The 17,225-nt window shown below is 61.4% G+C and carries 16 protein-coding genes; 4 read left to right on the forward strand and 12 right to left on the reverse strand.

The features are described from left to right. Positions 1–13: 13 nt before the first annotated feature. From VY732_RS03240 to cpaB, 8 genes are read right to left on the reverse strand one after another with little or no spacing between them, the layout of a single operon-like run. Positions 14–286, reverse strand: a complete 273-nt coding sequence (locus VY732_RS03240) for a DUF3613 domain-containing protein (RefSeq protein ID WP_331694224.1) — start codon at positions 284–286, stop codon at positions 14–16. 10 nt (positions 287–296) lie between these two features. After that, a complete protein-coding gene (locus VY732_RS03245) occupies positions 297–1,019 on the reverse strand; it encodes a hypothetical protein (RefSeq protein WP_331694225.1) in 723 nt (240 codons plus the stop codon). A 22-nt stretch (positions 1,020–1,041) separates the two neighbouring features. Then, entirely contained in the window at positions 1,042–1,926 is an 885-nt protein-coding gene (locus VY732_RS03250; RefSeq protein ID WP_123596011.1) for a type II secretion system F family protein, read from the reverse strand. A 1-nt stretch (position 1,927) separates the two neighbouring features. Next, positions 1,928–2,812, reverse strand: a complete 885-nt coding sequence (locus VY732_RS03255; protein ID WP_331694228.1) for a type II secretion system F family protein — start codon at positions 2,810–2,812, stop codon at positions 1,928–1,930. Positions 2,813–2,830: 18 nt separating this feature from the next. Further along, a complete protein-coding gene (locus VY732_RS03260) occupies positions 2,831–4,099 on the reverse strand; it encodes a CpaF family protein (protein WP_123596017.1) in 1,269 nt (422 codons plus the stop codon). After that, complete coding sequence (locus VY732_RS03265; protein ID WP_123596019.1) at positions 4,096–5,286, reverse strand: pilus assembly protein; 1,191 nt, start codon at positions 5,284–5,286, stop codon at positions 4,096–4,098. The genes VY732_RS03260 and VY732_RS03265 overlap by 4 nt, the downstream gene beginning before the upstream one ends. Next, positions 5,283–6,500, reverse strand: coding sequence for a type II and III secretion system protein family protein (locus VY732_RS03270; protein ID WP_137217624.1), 1,218 nt, complete (start codon positions 6,498–6,500; stop codon positions 5,283–5,285). Before VY732_RS03270 ends, VY732_RS03265 begins: the two co-directional genes overlap by 4 nt. 20 nt (positions 6,501–6,520) lie before the next feature. After that, positions 6,521–7,462: a Flp pilus assembly protein CpaB gene (cpaB, locus tag VY732_RS03275; RefSeq protein ID WP_331694231.1), complete on the reverse strand. Its 942-nt coding sequence runs from the start codon at positions 7,460–7,462 to the stop codon at positions 6,521–6,523. A 331-nt stretch (positions 7,463–7,793) separates the two neighbouring features. Between cpaB and VY732_RS03280 the strand changes: the two genes are divergently transcribed. From VY732_RS03280 to VY732_RS03290, 3 genes are all read left to right on the forward strand, one after another. Beyond that, positions 7,794–8,003, forward strand: a complete 210-nt coding sequence (locus tag VY732_RS03280; protein WP_123596027.1) for a Flp family type IVb pilin — start codon at positions 7,794–7,796, stop codon at positions 8,001–8,003. An 18-nt stretch (positions 8,004–8,021) separates the two neighbouring features. Next, positions 8,022–8,237 (forward strand): Flp family type IVb pilin, encoded by a 216-nt coding sequence (locus tag VY732_RS03285; RefSeq protein WP_123596029.1) that lies wholly within the window; start codon positions 8,022–8,024, stop codon positions 8,235–8,237. Positions 8,238–8,309: 72 nt separating this feature from the next. Beyond that, complete coding sequence (locus VY732_RS03290; RefSeq protein ID WP_123596031.1) at positions 8,310–8,720, forward strand: response regulator; 411 nt, start codon at positions 8,310–8,312, stop codon at positions 8,718–8,720. A gap of 666 nt (positions 8,721–9,386) precedes the next feature. Here the strand turns inward: VY732_RS03290 and VY732_RS03295 are convergent. The 4 genes from VY732_RS03295 to VY732_RS03310 form a co-directional block, all read right to left on the reverse strand. Continuing rightward, positions 9,387–11,057 carry a ShlB/FhaC/HecB family hemolysin secretion/activation protein gene (locus VY732_RS03295; RefSeq protein WP_331694233.1) on the reverse strand — a complete coding sequence of 557 codons (1,671 nt, stop codon included), beginning with the start codon at positions 11,055–11,057 and terminating at the stop codon, positions 9,387–9,389. Between the two features lie 134 nt (positions 11,058–11,191). Beyond that, positions 11,192–12,805, reverse strand: coding sequence for a collagen-like triple helix repeat-containing protein (locus tag VY732_RS03300; protein ID WP_331694235.1), 1,614 nt, complete (start codon positions 12,803–12,805; stop codon positions 11,192–11,194). A 299-nt stretch (positions 12,806–13,104) separates the two neighbouring features. Further along, entirely contained in the window at positions 13,105–13,959 is an 855-nt protein-coding gene (locus tag VY732_RS03305; protein WP_331694237.1) for a MaoC family dehydratase, read from the reverse strand. 2 nt (positions 13,960–13,961) lie between these two features. Further along, complete coding sequence (locus VY732_RS03310; protein WP_116031676.1) at positions 13,962–15,314, reverse strand: 3-oxoacyl-ACP reductase; 1,353 nt, start codon at positions 15,312–15,314, stop codon at positions 13,962–13,964. 284 nt (positions 15,315–15,598) lie between these two features. On the opposite strand from VY732_RS03310, the gene VY732_RS03315 reads away from it, so the two are divergent. Next, positions 15,599–16,876 carry an acetyl-CoA C-acetyltransferase gene (locus tag VY732_RS03315; RefSeq protein WP_331694239.1) on the forward strand — a complete coding sequence of 426 codons (1,278 nt, stop codon included), beginning with the start codon at positions 15,599–15,601 and terminating at the stop codon, positions 16,874–16,876. Positions 16,877–17,225: the final 349 nt, after the last annotated feature.

The raw sequence follows: 17,225 nt of genomic DNA on the forward strand, positions 1-17,225 counted from the left end.
GGTCACCACATCACTAATTCTTGGTCTCGATCTTCCCACCCGCATCCGGGTCATAAAAATCCGGTATCTCATATTTGTACTTCTTCAACCAGCGCTGCATCGCCAGATCCCGTTCGGTCGCAGTTGCCGCTTGTGGCTTGGGCGAGGCGGCTTTGTTGCGGCTTTGCAGGACCAGCCAGCCTTCGGTTTCCTGTTGTTGCGCGGAGGCGGGGCCGGCGTCGATGGCGGCGGCGCTGAGGGGCAGGCTGAGCAGGGTCAGGTAGCACAGGCCTTTGAAGGGATGCATGGCTGTCTCCTTATTTGAGCGATGACGGCAACGGATCAGCGACGGCGGCCACTTGATTGCTGGTGGCGGGTTTGGGCTTGACCGGGGCTTTGAGTTTTTCTGCGCGTTCCTGGGCTTCGGTGAATTGTTCCGGGGTCAGTTTCGCGCGGCTGACGATTTCGGCGGCTTGTGGCCAGTCGTTCTGGTACAGCAGCAGGGTGACCATGTTCAGGGTCGCCAGTTGGTTGTTCTGCTTGAGTTCGATGGCGGTGAGGAACTCGAAACGGGCGTCGTTGAGGCGTAGTTGGTTGAGGTAGACCACGCCGAGGTCGTTGCGGATTTTATCGTCGGTGGGGGCCAGGCGGGCGGCGCGTTGCAGGTGGGCCTGGGCCTGGCCGTTGTCGCCACGGGCGGCATAGAGCTGGCCGAGGCCGTGTTCGGCTTCGGCGGTCAGGCAGCCGCCGAGCAGGCCGCGATACAGCGGCTCGGCTTCGCTGCGGCCGAGCAGACGATAAACCTTCGCCTTGCGCAGGCGCACTTCGCTGATGTTGTCCGGCAGGCTTTGCAGGTTGGCCAGGCTGGCGTGCAGTTTGCCGTCGTTGGCCAGGTCGTCCGCGAGGTTCAGGGCCAGTTCCTGCTCCTGAGTCATTTTGCTGCAACTGCTCGGTGCCAGCAGTGCCGTCCAAGGTGCCTGGCCGTCGGTGGCGCAACCGCCGAGCAGCAACAGACTTGCCATGACTATCAGTACTTTCATCAAACGCTCTCCATGAGCAAGGTCAGTTGGCGAACGCCCGGGCAATCGCGGTGAAGCCCGGGCCGGCGAGGACGATCAGCAGTGCCGGAAACAGAAACAGCATCATCACCACCGACATCTTCGCGGACATTTTCGAGATGTATTCCTGCAGGCGCGTCAGGCGCCGGTCATCCAGCAATTGCTTGAGCGCCAGCAGCGATTTCATCGCGCCGCCGCCCTGTTGAATCAGTTGCTGGAGGATCACGCAGGTGTCAGTGAATTCGTCGACGGCGAGCATCACCGCGGCTTTGTTCAATTCCTGGCCGAGCTCCAGACCGGAGTCGACACGAGTCAGAATCAGGCGCAGTTCGCTGGTCAGTTCCGGCAACAATTTTTGCGCTTCGATGCTGAGTACACGCAGGGCTTGTTCAACGGCCATGCCGGATTCGAAGAGGATGCGAAGCAGCGGAATGAACGTCGACACCTCCACGGCGATGGTTTTCTGCCGGCGTGCCGCCGCGTAGGCCAGCAAGCGTTTGGGCAGCAGATAGCCGCCGCCGGTGGCGAGCATCGGCACGATCCAGCGGTTGTCAGCCTGCGGGAAAAACACCTCTTGCAAAAAAATCGCCAAACCCAATGTCAGCAACGGCGTGCCGATCTGGCAGGCGGCGTACAGCGCCCGTTCGCTAGAGCGGCGCCAGCCGATGCGGTTGAGCAGAGTCTGGGTTTCGCTGTCGATGCTCACCGAGCGTTGTCCGAACTTGCTGCCGCCCAGTGCGCGCAGCCAGCTGCCGAAGCGGTTTTCACGCACCAGATGCCCTTGCAAGCGCTGATTGACCTGACGCACCCGACGCCGTTCGGTCAGCAAGTGATTGACCACGAGTAGCAGGGCGCCGAGCAGCAACATGAGAGCGGCGAGGTAGACCATGTCAGACGCTCCGCAACATGCGCCACAGCGCCAGGCTGCCGAACACTTGCAACACGGCGGCGCTGATCAGCATGTGCTGGCCGCTCGCGTCGTTCCACATCCCGAGCATGTAGCCGGGATTGGTCAGCATGAAGTAACTCACCAGTAGCAACGGCAATGAGCCGAGCACCCACGCGGTCATGCGTGTTTCGCCGGTCAGGGCGCGCAGTTGCCGGGCGCCCTGATCGCGTTCGCGGATCAGTTTGATCAGGTTCTCCAGCAGCTCGCTGGCGTTGCCGCCGTAGCGATGATTGACCTTCAGTCCGAGGGCGAACATGCGCAGTTCGTCCTGTTCGTAGAGTTCGGCAAAGTCGCTGACGGCATCCGGCAAGTTCACGCCCAATTGCACGTTGCGCTGGACCCGGCCCATGGCTTTTTTCAGCGGATCTTCGCTGGCTTCAATGCCGCCCATCACCGCGTCGCTCAGAGTGCGCCCGGACTTCAGGCTGCGTACGGTGTGATCGAGCAACTGCGGCAGTTGCTCGATCATGCGTTTGATCCGGCGCTGGTAAAGAATGGCGATGTACAGCCGCAACAGCAGTGGCGGTATGACGATCATCAGCAGCAGGCCGATCCAGTCGGCAAGAAAATACCCCAGCGCCATCACCAGCGCCCACAGACTCAGCCACAGGCCGAAACGCTCGCTCGGACGGCCCAGTCCAGCACGCAGAAACATCCGCTCCAGGCCGACCCACACAGGTTTTTCAGGCGCCAGTTGCGGCTGTCCGGCGGCCAGTCGGTTGAGGACTTTTTCCGTGGCGGTCTTGCGCAAGCCTTGCAGGAACAGACGGATCGACAGCCCCAGCAGCGTCAGGCAGATAACGATGAGAATGATCGGTCCCAGCATGCTCGGTGCTCCTTGCCGTCAGCTCAGATGCGCTTCGTGGCGCAGCTTGTCGCCGGCCGGGTTGACGGCTTCGCGCAGGAAGCCGAAACCGCTGCGACGGTCGAGGCGGAACAGGGTGTTGGTGACGTAGACGTCCTCGCGAATGCCGACCACTTCCACGACTTCACTGACGCAGCGGCGCCCGTCAGGCATGCGCGTCAACTGGATGATCACGTCGAGGGCGGCGCAGATCATCTGGCGCAGGGTGCGTTCGGCGATGGAGCGACCCGTCAGGCCGACCAGTGTCTCCAGACGCAGCAGGGCATCCTGGGCGTTGTTGGCGTGCACGGTGCTCATCGAACCGTCGTGACCGGTGTTCATCGCGGTGAGGACGTCGACCACTTCGACGCCACGTATCTCGCCGAGAATGATCCGGTCGGGGCGCATCCGCAGGGCGTTGCGAATCAGGTCGCTGGCCTTCACTTCACCGTGGCCTTCGGCGTTCGGCGGACGGGTTTCCAGGCGTACCACGTGGGGGTGACCGAGCTGCAATTCGGCGACGTCTTCGATGGTCACCAGACGTTCGTGCGGGTTGATCAACTGGCTGAGAATATTCAGCAGCGTGGTTTTGCCGGTGCCGGTACCGCCGCTGATCAGGATGTTGCAGCGCTTGCCGACGGCATCCTGGAAAAACTCGAAGATCGACAGGTCGATGGTTTGCATCGCCATCAGGTCACTGCTTTTGAGCATGTCCTTGCGAAACTTGCGGATCGACAGGCACGGGCCGTCGAGGGCAATCGGCGGGATGATCGCGTTGACCCGGCTGCCATCCGGCAGGCGCGCGTCGACCATCGGCGATGATTCGTCGAGGCGCCGACCGAGCGGCGCGAGGATGCGTTGCATCACGCGTTCGACGTGGTGCGCGTCGATAAACCGCAGGTCACTCTGGTGCAGCACACCGTCGCGTTCGATGAACACCCGGTGCGGGCCGTTGACCAGAATCTCGGTTACCGACTGATCGCGCAGCAATACTTCCAGCGGGCCGAAACCGGTGAGCTCGTCGACGATCTCTTCGGCCAGCCGTTCCATTTCGTAGCGCGATATCGCCAGGTGCAAACGCGCGATGTACTCGGCGACTTTGTCGGTGACAAATTGCGCGAGTTGCTGGCGTGAACCTTCCAGCAGGTTTTTGCCCGACTCTTCGAGGGCATCAATGATGTAGCGATGCAGGACCAGTTTCAGGCCTTCGTGATCGCTGTTGCCGACGCCACTGCGGGGTGTCGCGCCGAAGAGTTTTTCTGCGCTCATGAGGTGCCTCGCAAACGGTCGAACCAGGTCACTTTGGGCTTGGCCAGGCCTTCGGAGCGTTTCGCCAGACGTTCGCCGAGGGCGCGCAGGCTCTGGGTGAGCTTTTCTCGCGGGGCCAGTTCGAACAGGCTGACACCCTGGTTTTTCGCGTTCAGACGAACTTCTGGAGTGAGGGCCAGCGTGGCAATCACTTCCAGGTTGAAGGTCTTGCCGAGGGTTTCCGAATCGGGCGCGACATTGCTCAAGTAGCGGTCGATCAGCAGGCGTCCGTGGTCGAGCTTCATGCCTTTTTCGCGCCACAGATTGAGCACGGCAAGGTTGCGTCGGCAGTTGAGCACGTTCTGATCGGTGTACCAGAGCAACTTGTCGCAGTGGCTGACAAAGGTGCGCAAGGCTTCGCTGTCGGTCTGCCCGGTGAGGTTCACGACGATGTGCTGGAAGTGCTGGCGCAAGGCGCTGAGCAACATGTACAGCTCGGCGGCGCTGGTGTTTTCCAGCGGCTCGTCGTTGCTGGCGTAGGCGAGAATGCGCAGGCCGGCTTCGGCACTGGTGAAGGCGCTGTCGATCAACGTGGCGTCGAGCCTGCGCAAGTGGCGCAAGGCATCGCCGAAGTGGAACGAACTCTCCAGCCCGAGCAGGGCGAGGCTGTCACCGCGCGGCAAACCGAGATCAAGCAACAAGGTTTGCTGACCGCTTTTTTGCACCACCAAGGCCATGTGATTGGCCAGCAGTGCGCCGTCGGAACTGCTCTGCACGCCATACATCACCGTGAGGCCGCCCAATTGCGTATTCGGTGCCACGGGCGGCAGGCGTTTGCTCAAGCGCCGTACCAGGCCGGCGACTTCACTCGAACGCGAACCGTAGGCGACAAAATCGCGGGCGCCGGCACGCATCGCGTTGAGCACCAACTGATTGTCCATGCCGTCGCCGAGGGCCACGATCGCCAGCATCGGTTTGGCCTCCAGCGCGCCTTCGATCAACGCGCTCTGGGCGACCACGTGCTCGCGATCAAGACCGACGAACACCAGATTGGCAAAGGTCACGTCCACCAGCGCCAGCAGTTCGTCGAGGCTGCCGCCACCGGCGCTGACCACTTGGCCCAACGGTGCGAGCGCGCCTTGCAGCCACTCCAGATCGGTGCTGTTGCGGGTGATGGCGAGAAAGGTCTGGCTCAGGCTCTGGCTCATTGCGATAACCCGCTGCGCTTGTCGAAGTTGCCGTTTTCAAGGAAGAACATGCGGTAGAAGTTCGGGTCGTAGTTGCGCAGTTTTTCGCCCGGTAACGACGGCAGTTGCGCATCGGCGGCCAGTGGCTGGACCAGATGCGGGGTGACGATCATCAGCAGTTCGCGTTCTTCGCGCTTGATCTGCGAGCCTTTGAAAAAGGCGCCGAGCACCGGGATATCGCCGAGGCCGGGAAACTTGTTCACCTGCGAGCTGTTGGTGGTGCTGATCAAGCCGCTGATGACGAAGCTTTCGCCATCGCCGAGTGACACGCTGGTGTCGGTGCGGCGGATGGTCAGGGCGGGCACGGTGGTGCCGGCGATCTGTACCGCGTTACTGAAGTCGAGTTCGCTGACTTCCGGGGCGACCTTCAAGGCGATGCGATCGCGGCCGATGATGGTCGGCGTCAGGGTCAGGCGAATGCCGAATTCCTTGTACTCGATCGACACGCTGTCGCTGCCGGAACTGGGCACCGGAATCGGTATTTCACCGCCGGCGAGAAAGCTTGCGCTCTGGCCGTTCAGCGCGACCAGACTCGGCCGCGCGAGGGTATAGGCGAAGCCGCTGGTTTCCAGGGCGTTGATGATCGCCATGGTCTTGCCGCCGATCCACGAGAAGTTGAACAACGAGTTGTCCACCGGCAGGCGGGGCTGCGGCACACCATCAATCGGAGGCAGGGTGCCGGGCGAACCGAAGAGAAAGTTGCCGCGCGTGCCGATCAGTGAGGCGGTGGCTTCCTTGAGTTTGGTGCGGCTGACTTCGACGAAGCGAATATCGGTCTGCACCTGGGACGGCAGGTTTGGGTCATCCGATGGCAGGGTGCCGGTCATGGCGGCCGTGGCGGCGCCCTGAACGAAGACCATGCTCTGGCGTGGCTCGCTGGAACACGCCGTCCAGACCATCAGGCTGGTGGCGCCGGGCGCAACACCGGTGAGCAGAAAGGACGAGCTGCCGTTGGCGTGCACGTCGGCGATTTTCGGATCGCCAATGGCCAGACGAGTGATCGCCACTGGCGATTGCACGTCCTGCTGAAAGCCTTCGCCGATTTCGATCACTGGCGGCATGCGCCCGAGTGCCGAGCAATTGCCGACTGCCGCCAACGCGGCGTCTATCGACAGTCCCATCAGTAACAGGGCGCACAGCATGGGTTTGAATGTCGGCCTGAAACGACTCTGCATGCCCTTGGATCCTTGCGCTGTCATGGGGTTTGTTGGGTGATCTGATTGCCGCGAATGATTTCCACGGCAGGCTTCGGGGCTGCGCCGGAACCACCGCTGGAAGGCGCTTTCGGCCCGGTGCCCAAGGCCAGTTGGGTGAACTGGAAGAGTTGGCTATTGGCAGTGTTCAGATGTGCCGGCGCCTGAGTTTCGCCGGCCCAGTATTTGGCCAGGCGTTGTTCTTCGCTGCTGCGTACGGCCAGACGTAAGGTGCCGACTTGCGTTGCCAGCATCAGTCGGCTGAGCAGTTGTTCCGGCACCGCCAGCACCACGGTGCGCGCGGCGATGCGGCGTTGATCCTGTTTGAGTTTTTCCTCGGCGCTCAGGGCCGGCGAGGCCGGTTGGCCGTCGTTGGTAAGGCCGTACTGTTCACCCACCCCGAGCACGCGCATGGCCGGGACGACGATCTGCGCCGACTGTTCGAGGTTGCTGGTGTCCTGGCGCAGGTAGAGCAAAACATCGACGTAATCCCCGGGGATCAGTTGCCCGGCCGCGCCGATCACTTCGTCGACGGCCACGGTGAGGGCGCGTTCATCGCTGTGAATCATGCGTGCCAGTGAGCCGCCGGCGCTGAAGCTTTCATCGTTCAGCCAAGTGCCGGCGCTGAGGTGCCGCCAGGGTGTGCGGCCGATGGCCTGATCGACATTGTTCAAGCTGCCGGCTGGTGCACTGCGCAGTTTTTCCACCGCGACATCGGCTGCCGTCAGCGCGGTGAACGGCGGTACATCGTGCAGCAACACCACCACCGGTTGGCGGGTCTGGTCTTCGGCGATCGCGACAGTTTTTTCAACGCTGACGGCTGGGGCAATGGGGGCTTCGGCGACAGGCGCCGGTTGACGACTGAGCACCAGTCCCCAGTAACCGACAAAGATCGCTCCAAGCATAAGAATGGCTGCAAGGCCCATGGTGACGCGACTGTTCATGACGGTTCTCCCTTTCCTGCTGCACTACCCACCGCACTTGCTTACGAGAGAAGTTCCCAATCCGGCAGCTATGAACATGCAACTATTTCGCTATTTCCACGCTAGCTGATCCAAGCCAAAACGCCATTACTGACAGGAAAATAACCCACTAAAGTATGAGTCTTGGCCAATTAACAGCAGCAACCGGCAACTTCGCGATGTGATTAATCCTTTGTGATTAATTCGTTCTTACAGTTGTTGGGTGGGGGTTTGTTGACAATGCTCAAATGGCACGGTGGAACCTTGCCGCTGTAGTGCGACATCGGCGCCAATGGCGCGAAGGAGTGGATGTATGTTCCAGATGATTGTTGATTACTTGATGGCCCGAGTCCGTCTGTTGATCAGAAACGAGGAAGCAGCGTCGGCGATCGAGTACGCGATTGTGGTGGCGATGGTTGCTGTGGTGGTTGTGGCATTCGTCACCCCGCTGGGTAATCGGGTGCTGTTTTACTTCAACAACATCCTGACCGGACTGGGCGGCACAGCCGTGACCCGGCCTTGACCACTGAGGAGAACTGCGATGCTCTTTGAGTACCTGATGATTCGTGCCCGCAGTTTCCTGGCCAACGAAGACGCAGCATCGGCCATCGAGTATGCGATTGTGGTGGCGATGGTGGCGGTGGTAGTCATCGTGTTCGTCACGCCGGTGGGTGGCCGTGTGCTGGTCATGTTCAATAACTTGCTGGTAGCGCTGGGCGGAACGGCCGTGTCGACCACGCCTGCACCGTCGCCCTGAGCTGAACGAAGCTCAATGCCCGGCGAATGTCGGGCTACACTCGGGTTCACTTTCAGTTTTCAGGGATTGCCCATGACTGCTTCCTCGCTGCCGCGCCAACAGTTGCTTCTGGTTGACGACGAGGAGGACGCGTTGCTGGAACTGGCGGAGTTGCTGGAGGGGGAGGGGTTTGTCTGTCATACCGCAACGTCGGTGAAGCTGGCGTTGCATCATCTGACGCGCCATCCCGATATTGCGTTGGTGATTACTGATTTGCGTATGCCGGAGGAGTCCGGGATGTCGTTGATCAAGCGCTTGCGTGAGCATACGTCGCGCCAGCATTTGCCGGTGATTGTGATGTCGGGGCATGCGGATATGGAGGATGTCAGTGACCTGTTACGGTTGCAGGTGGTAGATCTGTTTCGCAAGCCGATTTATTACGTCAGGTTGTTGGAGACTCTGGATAATCTGTTTCCCAAGCCTCGGAGTAATGTGGCTGGGTGATTGGGGAGATATCCGTTGCTGCGGTAACGGCGGCTTAGGGTTCCGCCCTTACGGCGGGTCACTTTTTCCAGACGCCGAAAAAGTAACCAAAAAGGCTTGCTCCTCCGTGCGGCCCGCTCGCTGAGGCTCGGGGTTCCTTCGCTCCGGGATCGATCCGGGCGCAGCGTCTCCGGTTTGCTTCGCTGCACCTCCTCTCGCTGTGTTTGGCTGCGCCAAACGGTCGCTGCGCTCCCACCCCCGGATCAATCCCTCCACTCAGCCTTCCGACGTCGCCCGTGGATCAAGATCAAGATCAAGATCAAGATCAAGATCAAGATCAAGAGCTGCAGCCGAGCTAACGCTCATCCTGTTGAGTGGTGAGGAGCGACGCGGTGCGAGGTGGGCTCACCGACCAATTTCTCTCTGTATGCACCCAGTTCAACTGTGGGAGCGAGCTTGCTCGCGAAGGCGCCCCGACAGCTGATCAATCTCTCTCTGGATGCACCCCATTCGACTGTGGGAGCCAGCCTGCTGGCGATGGCGCCCCGACAGCCGATCAATCTCTCTCTGGATGCACCTGATTCAACTGTGGGAGCGAGCCTGCTCGCGAAGGCGCCCTGCAATCCGACCCATTTCTGCCGGTTGTACATTCCACCCGCCACTGCCGAAGCCTCTTGGTGTTTCAGCTTACAACTGATAACTGAAACTGATGCTGTACCGCGGCCTGCGATTGAACGTATCCAGGGCTTCATCCGACATCGCCTTCGCCGCCTCCAGCGCAATGTTGTAGTACTTGGCATCGCCAAACCGCAGCCCGATCGCCGCCGATGACAGGTTATTGGCCTTTACCGGCAGTTCATTGAACCAGCTGCGCGAGCGATCGAGCACGACATATGGTTGCAGGATGCGCACCCAGTTGCCGTCGCGGTTGAAGCTGTAGTTGACCTCGTACGCCACGCCCCAGCCCTTGTCACCGGACGCTTGGTCGTCGGGATAACCGCGCCCGAAATTCTGCCCGCCGAACACCGCGCGCTCGCTGTCGGGCAGGCTGTCGTCGCTCCAGTACAGCGCGGCGGACAGCACGCCTTGCCAGTTGTCGAGGAACTTGTTGCTCTGCACCCCGGACAGGCGTACGCGGAAGAAATCGAGATCGATGCCGTCGTAGTTGGTATGCGCGCCCAGGCTGTCGAAACCCTGATACACGCCGCCACTGAGAATCCGCAGTTGCCGGGCATCGGCCTTGCGCCAGTCGCCTTCGAAAGCCAGAGCGCGTATGTCGGTGCGGAACTCGGTGCTGAACGGGAAGTTGATGCCGTTGTAGCGGGTCTTGTCATCGACGGCGTACAGGCGCGAGCCGGCGGTCAGCAATTCGTTGGAGGCGGCAATCAACGGCAGGGTGAAACCGATGGAGTAGCGGTCGTTTTCACGATGGGTGCTGAGTCGACCACCGCCGTCGATGAGCACTTCGGTACTGGGATCGGCGCGGTAGCGTGAAGCGGACAAGGCAAGTTGCGCGCCCTCGTCATTGAGGAACTGGTTGTAGTCGAGGCGGTAGTAATGTTCGTGATCATCACCCGGTGGAAACAGACCGCTGAGGGTCAGTTGTTCGCCCATCGAGGTTTGCGAATTGCTACTGACGCCGAGCAGGGCCTGGGTGCCGTTGCGGTTGTCTTCGGTGGTGCTCAGCGTGCTGGTGAAGGGTTTGCGACTGGCCTGGGCGACCAGCGTTGTCGCTCCGTCGGTAGTGCCAGGCGGTGGCACCTGGGCCTGGATCGTGACGCCGGGGATGCGCGTCATCAGCGTGGTGTAGCGCTCGAAGGTCTTGCGGGTCAGTGGTCGTTCGGCCTGGATCTTCGCTGCCAGTTTGTCGAGCAGCGCTCTGACCCGGCCGACATCGCCCTCGATCTGGATATCGCGAACGTAGCCTTCCACCAGCACCACGCGCGCTACGCCGTCATTGAAATTTTGCTGCGGCAAGAACGCGTAGGACAGCAGGTAACCGTCCTGCTGATAGCGCCGAGTGATGTTGCGCGTGGCTTCGATCAGGTCGGCGAGCGTGGCTTGGCGGCCGATCAGGGGTTTGTAGATTTCGGCGAGCTCGTTGAGCGGATAGAGGGTGCCGCCTTCGATCTGCACGGTTTGCAAATTGATCTTGGTATCCATCAGCAGTGGCTGCGCGGCGGCTGCACCGGCGTCCGGCACTTGCACCGGTGTGGCGCTCGGGCGATAGGCGTCGGCGGGCAAGTTCGGCACGGGCAGGTTGCGGATGGTTTCGTTGCTGTTGAGAAAACTGGGCAGGGTGTCGGCGAGGGCGGCGGAACTGAGACTCAGGAACAGCAGGGATGCCATTACGCGCATAGGACACTCCATGGTCAGATCACAGCACTGGGCTGAATTCTCCTAAGAAAAAAGGCGGAAGACTCGTGGGAATCTTCCGCCCTCAACCAAGCGTAGGCGCTGTAGGTGAGGCCGTCGAATCGGCCAGGTGCAATTTAGCGTTGGTTACCTCCCAAGGCGCCGGTCAGACCGCCGAGTACACCGCCCAGACCGCCACCGGTGGTACCTCCGCTGGTACCCCCGCTGGTACCGCCGTTGACCAGACCACCGACGGCGGCGACGGTACCGCCGACGTTGTTGACCAGTCCACCGACCGCCGTGGTGACCGGGTTGTTGGTCGCGGCAATGGTGGTGCCGATACTGCTGACCGCACCGCCAACCTGGCCGGTGAGGCTTGCGACGGGTGATCCGATACCGGTCGCTGCGCCGACTTGTTGAGTCACGTTGGTCACAGCGCTGGTGACCGGATTCACACTCGTGCCCAAGGTGGCGCCAACCGTGGCCAGAGGTGAGGTTGTCGCGGTGATCGGGGTGCCCGATCCGCCGAGTACGGTGTTGAGCGAAGCGACGGTATTGCCGAGGCCGGTAGCGGTAACGCCGCCGGCGCTGACGACGCCATTGGTATTGCCGGCATTCAGCCCTGCGCCGACGTTGACCACGGCACCGCCGACGGTTTGCAGCAGGCCAGTACCACCGAGGCCGCCACCCAGACCACCACCCACGCCACCAGTACCCGAGCCGGTGCCGTTGGACACCAGACCGCCAGCCTTGCCGACCGCGGTGCCGGTATCGCTCAACGCGCCGCCGAGGGTGTTGGTCAAGGCATTGCCGTTACCCGCATCGGTGAGCCTGCCGCCCAAGGTGTTCACCGAGGTGCCGACTTGCGAGATCGCGCCTTTGAGTGGATCGCCGAGCCCGGTGGCAGTGCCGAGTTTGTCCGTGGTGCTTTCGACCATCGCGATCACGGGTACCAGACTACCGCCGACCTTGTTCGTCAGTTGGCTGGTCGGGCCGTTGGTCAGCGTGGTGTCGAGGGTATTGCCGAGCATGGTGACTTTCTCGCCGACACCATCAAGCAGCGGCGCGACTTTGGTCACAACACCGCCCACCACCGGAACGCTGCCGGTCGCGGTTGCCAGTTTGCCGCTGAGATCAGAGACGCCGTTACCCACATCGGTCACCACGCCGCCGACCGAAGCGACGGTGGTGGTCAGGCCTTTAGGGTCGGTCGCCAGCTTGCCTACGCCATTGGCGACACCGTCACCCAAGGTGCTGACGACATTGCCGGCGGTGTTGGCCGCACTTTGTACAACGTCACCGACAACAGGAACGCTGCTCAGCGAGTCACCGATCTGGCCAACGCCATCGCCGACGCCAGCGACGGTATTACCGACATCCTGCACCAGCGTGGTGGTCACCAACGGTGTGGTGGTTGGATTGGTCGGGTTGGTGGGATCGGTCGGATCTGTCGGGTTGGTTGGATTGGTCGGATCGGTGCCACCAGTGCCACCCGTTCCGCCAGTATTGCCAGTACCACCGGTCCCACCGGTCCCGCCAGTACCGGCGGTATCACCGCTGCCACCCGTGCCACCTGTGCTCCCCGTGCCGTCACTACCCGATGTGCCGCCAGTACCCGCCGTACCGTCCGCCGCAGAACTGCCGGAGCTGCTGTGATGGCCGCCACCGCCGCTGCTGCAGCCAGCGAGGCCAAGGGAGAGAATCAATGCCAGAGCGATTGCCGATTTGCACCACACGTCTTGAGTTTTCATGATTGAGATTCCTTGCACCTGTCACAACGTTCGTTGACTTCGATGGCTCGCCGATCTGTCGTCGGTGATGCCTTCGACCGTTGTGCTCAATCTCAGTCCAGGGGCGGGTTTCAGACCATTCTCAAGTTGGTATTAACGCCTTTATATAGAGGGCGAAGTTCAGCGCCTAAGGACTAATACCCACGATATAGCCGCACAAAAAAAGGCCTTGATAATCAAGGCCCGGTTTTTTTCAGTGGAAGGAGGAAGGACGGCGAAAACTTAAGTTATATACACACAATTAACGGTGTCCCGCGTGCTCAGGCAATCGGTTGCCACTGCCCGACCATGTGCTCCAGGTCTTGTGCACCGATCAGCCGCAACTCACCACTGGACCCCGCCGCACTCGCCAGCAAGCTCACCTCACTGGGCAGGCGCACCGGTTTACGAAAGTGCACGGCGATCTCAAGGTTGGCCTTGGGCAAATGATCACCCAGCGCCGCGAGCGTCCGCGCCTTGTTCCACAAACCATGGGCGATCGCTGTTGGAAAACCGAACAGCTTGGCGCTGGCTGCACTCAGGTGAATCGGGTTGTAGTCTCCGGAGACTTTGGCGTATTGCCGACCGATATCGGCCGGGGCTTTCCAGCGCGCCACCTCCACCAGCGATTGCGAGGGATCCCAGGTTTGTTCGACAGCTTCGCCCTCAAGCTTCACGCCGCGACAGAGCATCTGGCTTTCGGCTTCCCACAGCGGCCCGAGCTGGTCATCCAGCGTGGTCAGCAGATCGAACGTCGCACCTTTGGGATGCGCTTGCAGATTCGTCACGCGCACGCTCACCTGCGCCCGACTGATCCCGCCCATCGGGCGCAACACGCGAATGCGGTTGCTCAGATGAATCAACCCCAGCAGCGGAAACGGAAAGTCCTTGGCGGTGAGCAATTGCATCTGCAAGGCAAAGGCGAGGATATGCGGATACGTCGGTGGCAGCAGACCGTCATCGACGAATCCGCAGACCTTGCGATAGGCCGCCAAGCGTTTGCCATCGACATCGACCCAACAGCGCAAACCGCTGTCGGGCAATTGCGTGCCGGTGATTTTCCGTCGCGTCGCCGCCCGTGCGTACAGCCCGGGCAGACTCGGTTCGCGATCCAGCGTGTGCCATTCGATGCTCATGCCTAAGCCCCCAGAACACTTTGTCCACAGACCCGCAACGCCTGCCCGGTGAATGCGCCGCTGCCCGGCTGCGCCAGCCATGCGACGGCTTCGGCGACATCCTGCGGCAAGCCGCCCTGGCCCAGTGAACTCATGCGCCGCCCGGCCTCACGCAGGCCGAACGGAATGTGCGCGGTCATCTGCGTTTCGATGAAACCGGGGGCAACGGCGTTGATGCTGATACCGCGTGCCAGCAGCGTGGGTGCCCAGGCCTGCGCCAGACCGATCAGCCCGGCCTTGCTCGCGGCGTAGTTGGTCTGCCCACGGTTGCCGGCGATGCCACTGATCGAGGCCAAAAGAATCACCCGCGCGTTGTCGTGCAGCGTGCCGCTGTCGAGCAGCGCTTGGGTCAGCACTTGCGGCGCGTTGAGGTTGACCGCCAGCACCGCGTCCCAGAACTCTGGGGTCATGTTGGCCAGGGTCTTGTCGCGGGTGATGCCGGCGTTGTGCACCAGAATGTCGAGGCCGTCAGGCAGGTGTTCGACCAGCTGCGCGGCGGCGTCGGCGGCGCAGATATCCAGTGTGATCGCGCGGCCACCGAGACGGGCGGCGAGGGCTTCCAGATCGGTCTTCGCCGGTGGGACGTCGAGCAAAATGACCTCGGCGCCATCGCGAGCCAGGGTTTCCGCAATCGACGCACCGATGCCGCGTGCAGCGCCGGTGACCAGCGCCTTGCGCCCGGCCAGCGGCCGTGTCCAGTCATTCACTGGCGTCGCACAAGCGGTCAGGCGAATCACTTGTCCGGACACGAACGCGCTTTTTGGCGAGAGGAAAAACCGCAGCGGACCTTCCAGTTGATCTTCAGCGCCTTCGCCGACGTAGATCAGTTGCAGCGTGCCGCCGCTGCGCAGTTCCTTGGCCAGCGAACGGGAAAACCCTTCCAGTGCTCGTTGCGCACTGGCGGCAAACGGATCACCGAGGCTTTCCGGGGCGCGGCCAAGAATCACCAGGTGCGCGCTGTGCTCAAGGTTTTTCATCAATGGCTGGAAGAATTCGCGCAGCTGTTTGAGCTGGTCGGTGTGCAGCAATTCACTGGCGTCGAACACCACGGCTTTGAGTTTCGGGCCGTGGCCGGGAATCCATTCAGTCGCGGTCGTCGGTTGCTCGCCGTAGCGGTAAATACTCTCGGTCAAACGGTTGGCGAAAGCGCTGACGCGTTCGGCCAGCGGCCCGCCGCCGATCAGCAGTGCACCTTCCACCGGCCGCAGGCGCCCGGCCTGCCAGCGTTCCAGTCGCACCGGCGACGGCAGGCCCAGCGCCCCGACCAGACGATGGCCGATGGACGAGTTGGCGAAGTCGATATAGCGGTCAGACATGGAACGCTCTCCAGAAGTTGGGGTTCAAAGTGTGGACTGTCGATGGCAAACAATCGTTCGATCCACGCAATAAGGCCTACGCTTGAACAGCAGAGTAGTTTGCCCCCGGCGTTTGTGTTGCCGAACGCACATTCATAAACACAGCTGACCCCCTGTAGGAGTGAGCCTGCTCGCGATAGCGGTGTATCAGTCAAGAAATGTTTATCTGACCCACCGCTATCGCGAGCAGGCTCACTCCTACAAGGGATTGGCGTGAATTCAGACCTTTGGACAAGGAGTTATTCATGAGTCAGCTGCGCCGCGTCGCGATCATCGGCGGTAACCGTATCCCTTTCGCCCGCTCCAACGGGCCGTACGCCATGGCCAGCAATCAGGCAATGCTCACCGCCGCCCTAGAAGGCCTGATCGAACGCTATAACCTGCACGGTCAGCGCCTCGGCGAAGTGGTGGCGGGCGCGGTACTGAAGTTGTCACGAGATATGAACCTGACCCGTGAATGCGTGCTCGGCTCGCGTCTGTCACCGGCGACTCCCGCCTACGACATTCAGCAAGCCTGCGGCACCGGCCTGGAAGCGGCGATCCTGGTCGCCAACAAGATCGCCCTCGGCCAGATCGACTGCGGCATTGCCGGTGGCGTCGACACCACCTCGGACGCACCGATCAGCGTCAGCGAAGGCCTGCGCAGAATCCTCCTGCAAGCCAACCGCGCCAAGACCACCGGCGACAAGCTGAAAACCTTTCTGCAATTGCGGCCCAAACATCTGATTCCGGATTTCCCAAGCATCGGTGAACCACGCACTGGTCTGTCGATGGGCGAGCACTGTGAATTGATGGCGCAGACCTGGCAGATCCCGCGTGAAGAGCAGGATCAACTGACCCTCGAAAGCCACCAAAAACTGGCTGCGTCTTACAGCGAAGGCTGGCACAACGACCTGATGACGCCGTTCCTTGGCCTGACTCGCGATAACAACCTGCGTCCGGACCTGACCCTGGAAAAACTCGCGACGCTGAAACCGGCGTTCGAGAAAAGCGCGAAAGGTACGCTGACCGCAGGCAACTCCACACCGCTGACCGATGGCGCGTCGGTGGTATTGCTCGGCAGTGAGGAATGGGCGAAGGAACGGGGTTTGCCAATTCTCGCGTACCTGCGCGATGGCGAAGCGGCGGCGGTGGATTTCGTCAACGGCGCCGAAGGGCTGCTGATGGCGCCGGCGTACGCAGTACCGCGGTTGCTGGCGCGCAACGGGCTGACCTTGCAGGATTTCGATTACTACGAAATTCACGAGGCTTTTGCGGCGCAGGTGCTGTGCACGCTGAAGGCTTGGGAGGATCCGGAATACTGCAAAACCCGTCTGGGCCTCGATGCACCGCTGGGCTCGATCGATCGCAGCCGACTGAATGTGAAGGGCAGTTCGCTGGCGGCTGGGCATCCGTTCGCCGCGACTGGCGGGCGTATCGTCGCCAATTTGGCGAAACTGCTGGATGCGGCGGGCAAGGGCCGGGGTCTGATCTCGATTTGCGCGGCGGGCGGCCAAGGCGTTACCGCCATCATTGAACGCTAACGCTAGAAGAGCCCCTCACCCTAACCCTCTCCCGGAGGGAGAGGGGACTGATTGGGGGATGTTTGAGGGATACGCCGACCTGATCGAGCTTTACCGAATCCATAATCGACGGTGTTTAACTCAGATGTTTGGCCCGGTCCATAATCGACGGTGTTTCAGTCAGATGGTTAGCCCAATCCATAATCGACGGGGTATTTCAGGTCGATGTATAACGCCAGACACCTCGGTCGGCTCCCTCTCCCTCCGGGAGAGGGCTGGGGTGAGGGTAAAAGGGCTGAAACCACAGATGTCAGATTCTGTCGCAAATGCCCTCAACGGCCGATACCAACAAACAGGCAAGGCTCGGCTA

It is taken from the genome of Pseudomonas sp. ZY71, assembly GCF_036542145.1.
Lineage (GTDB): Bacteria > Pseudomonadota > Gammaproteobacteria > Pseudomonadales > Pseudomonadaceae > Aquipseudomonas > Aquipseudomonas koreensis_A.

What these genes read in the sequence shown, in the direction of transcription:
- VY732_RS03265 (WP_123596019.1), bottom strand. Translation starts at nt 5,286, where the DNA reads ATGAGCCAGAGCCTGAGCCAGACCTTTCTCGCCATCACCCGCAACAGC.
- VY732_RS03260 (WP_123596017.1), bottom strand. Translation starts at nt 4,099, where the DNA reads ATGAGCGCAGAAAAACTCTTCGGCGCGACACCCCGCAGTGGCGTCGGC.
- VY732_RS03280 (WP_123596027.1), top strand. Translation starts at nt 7,794, where the DNA reads ATGTTCCAGATGATTGTTGATTACTTGATGGCCCGAGTCCGTCTGTTG.
- VY732_RS03295 (WP_331694233.1), bottom strand. Translation starts at nt 11,057, where the DNA reads ATGCGCGTAATGGCATCCCTGCTGTTCCTGAGTCTCAGTTCCGCCGCC.
- VY732_RS03310 (WP_116031676.1), bottom strand. Translation starts at nt 15,314, where the DNA reads ATGTCTGACCGCTATATCGACTTCGCCAACTCGTCCATCGGCCATCGT.
- VY732_RS03270 (WP_137217624.1), bottom strand. Translation starts at nt 6,500, where the DNA reads ATGCAGAGTCGTTTCAGGCCGACATTCAAACCCATGCTGTGCGCCCTG.
- VY732_RS03315 (WP_331694239.1), top strand. Translation starts at nt 15,599, where the DNA reads ATGAGTCAGCTGCGCCGCGTCGCGATCATCGGCGGTAACCGTATCCCT.
- VY732_RS03255 (WP_331694228.1), bottom strand. Translation starts at nt 2,812, where the DNA reads ATGCTGGGACCGATCATTCTCATCGTTATCTGCCTGACGCTGCTGGGG.
- VY732_RS03290 (WP_123596031.1), top strand. Translation starts at nt 8,310, where the DNA reads ATGACTGCTTCCTCGCTGCCGCGCCAACAGTTGCTTCTGGTTGACGAC.
- VY732_RS03245 (WP_331694225.1), bottom strand. Translation starts at nt 1,019, where the DNA reads ATGAAAGTACTGATAGTCATGGCAAGTCTGTTGCTGCTCGGCGGTTGC.
- VY732_RS03300 (WP_331694235.1), bottom strand. Translation starts at nt 12,805, where the DNA reads ATGAAAACTCAAGACGTGTGGTGCAAATCGGCAATCGCTCTGGCATTG.
- VY732_RS03250 (WP_123596011.1), bottom strand. Translation starts at nt 1,926, where the DNA reads ATGGTCTACCTCGCCGCTCTCATGTTGCTGCTCGGCGCCCTGCTACTC.
- cpaB (WP_331694231.1), bottom strand. Translation starts at nt 7,462, where the DNA reads ATGAACAGTCGCGTCACCATGGGCCTTGCAGCCATTCTTATGCTTGGA.
- VY732_RS03240 (WP_331694224.1), bottom strand. Translation starts at nt 286, where the DNA reads ATGCATCCCTTCAAAGGCCTGTGCTACCTGACCCTGCTCAGCCTGCCC.
- VY732_RS03305 (WP_331694237.1), bottom strand. Translation starts at nt 13,959, where the DNA reads ATGAGCATCGAATGGCACACGCTGGATCGCGAACCGAGTCTGCCCGGG.
- VY732_RS03285 (WP_123596029.1), top strand. Translation starts at nt 8,022, where the DNA reads ATGCTCTTTGAGTACCTGATGATTCGTGCCCGCAGTTTCCTGGCCAAC.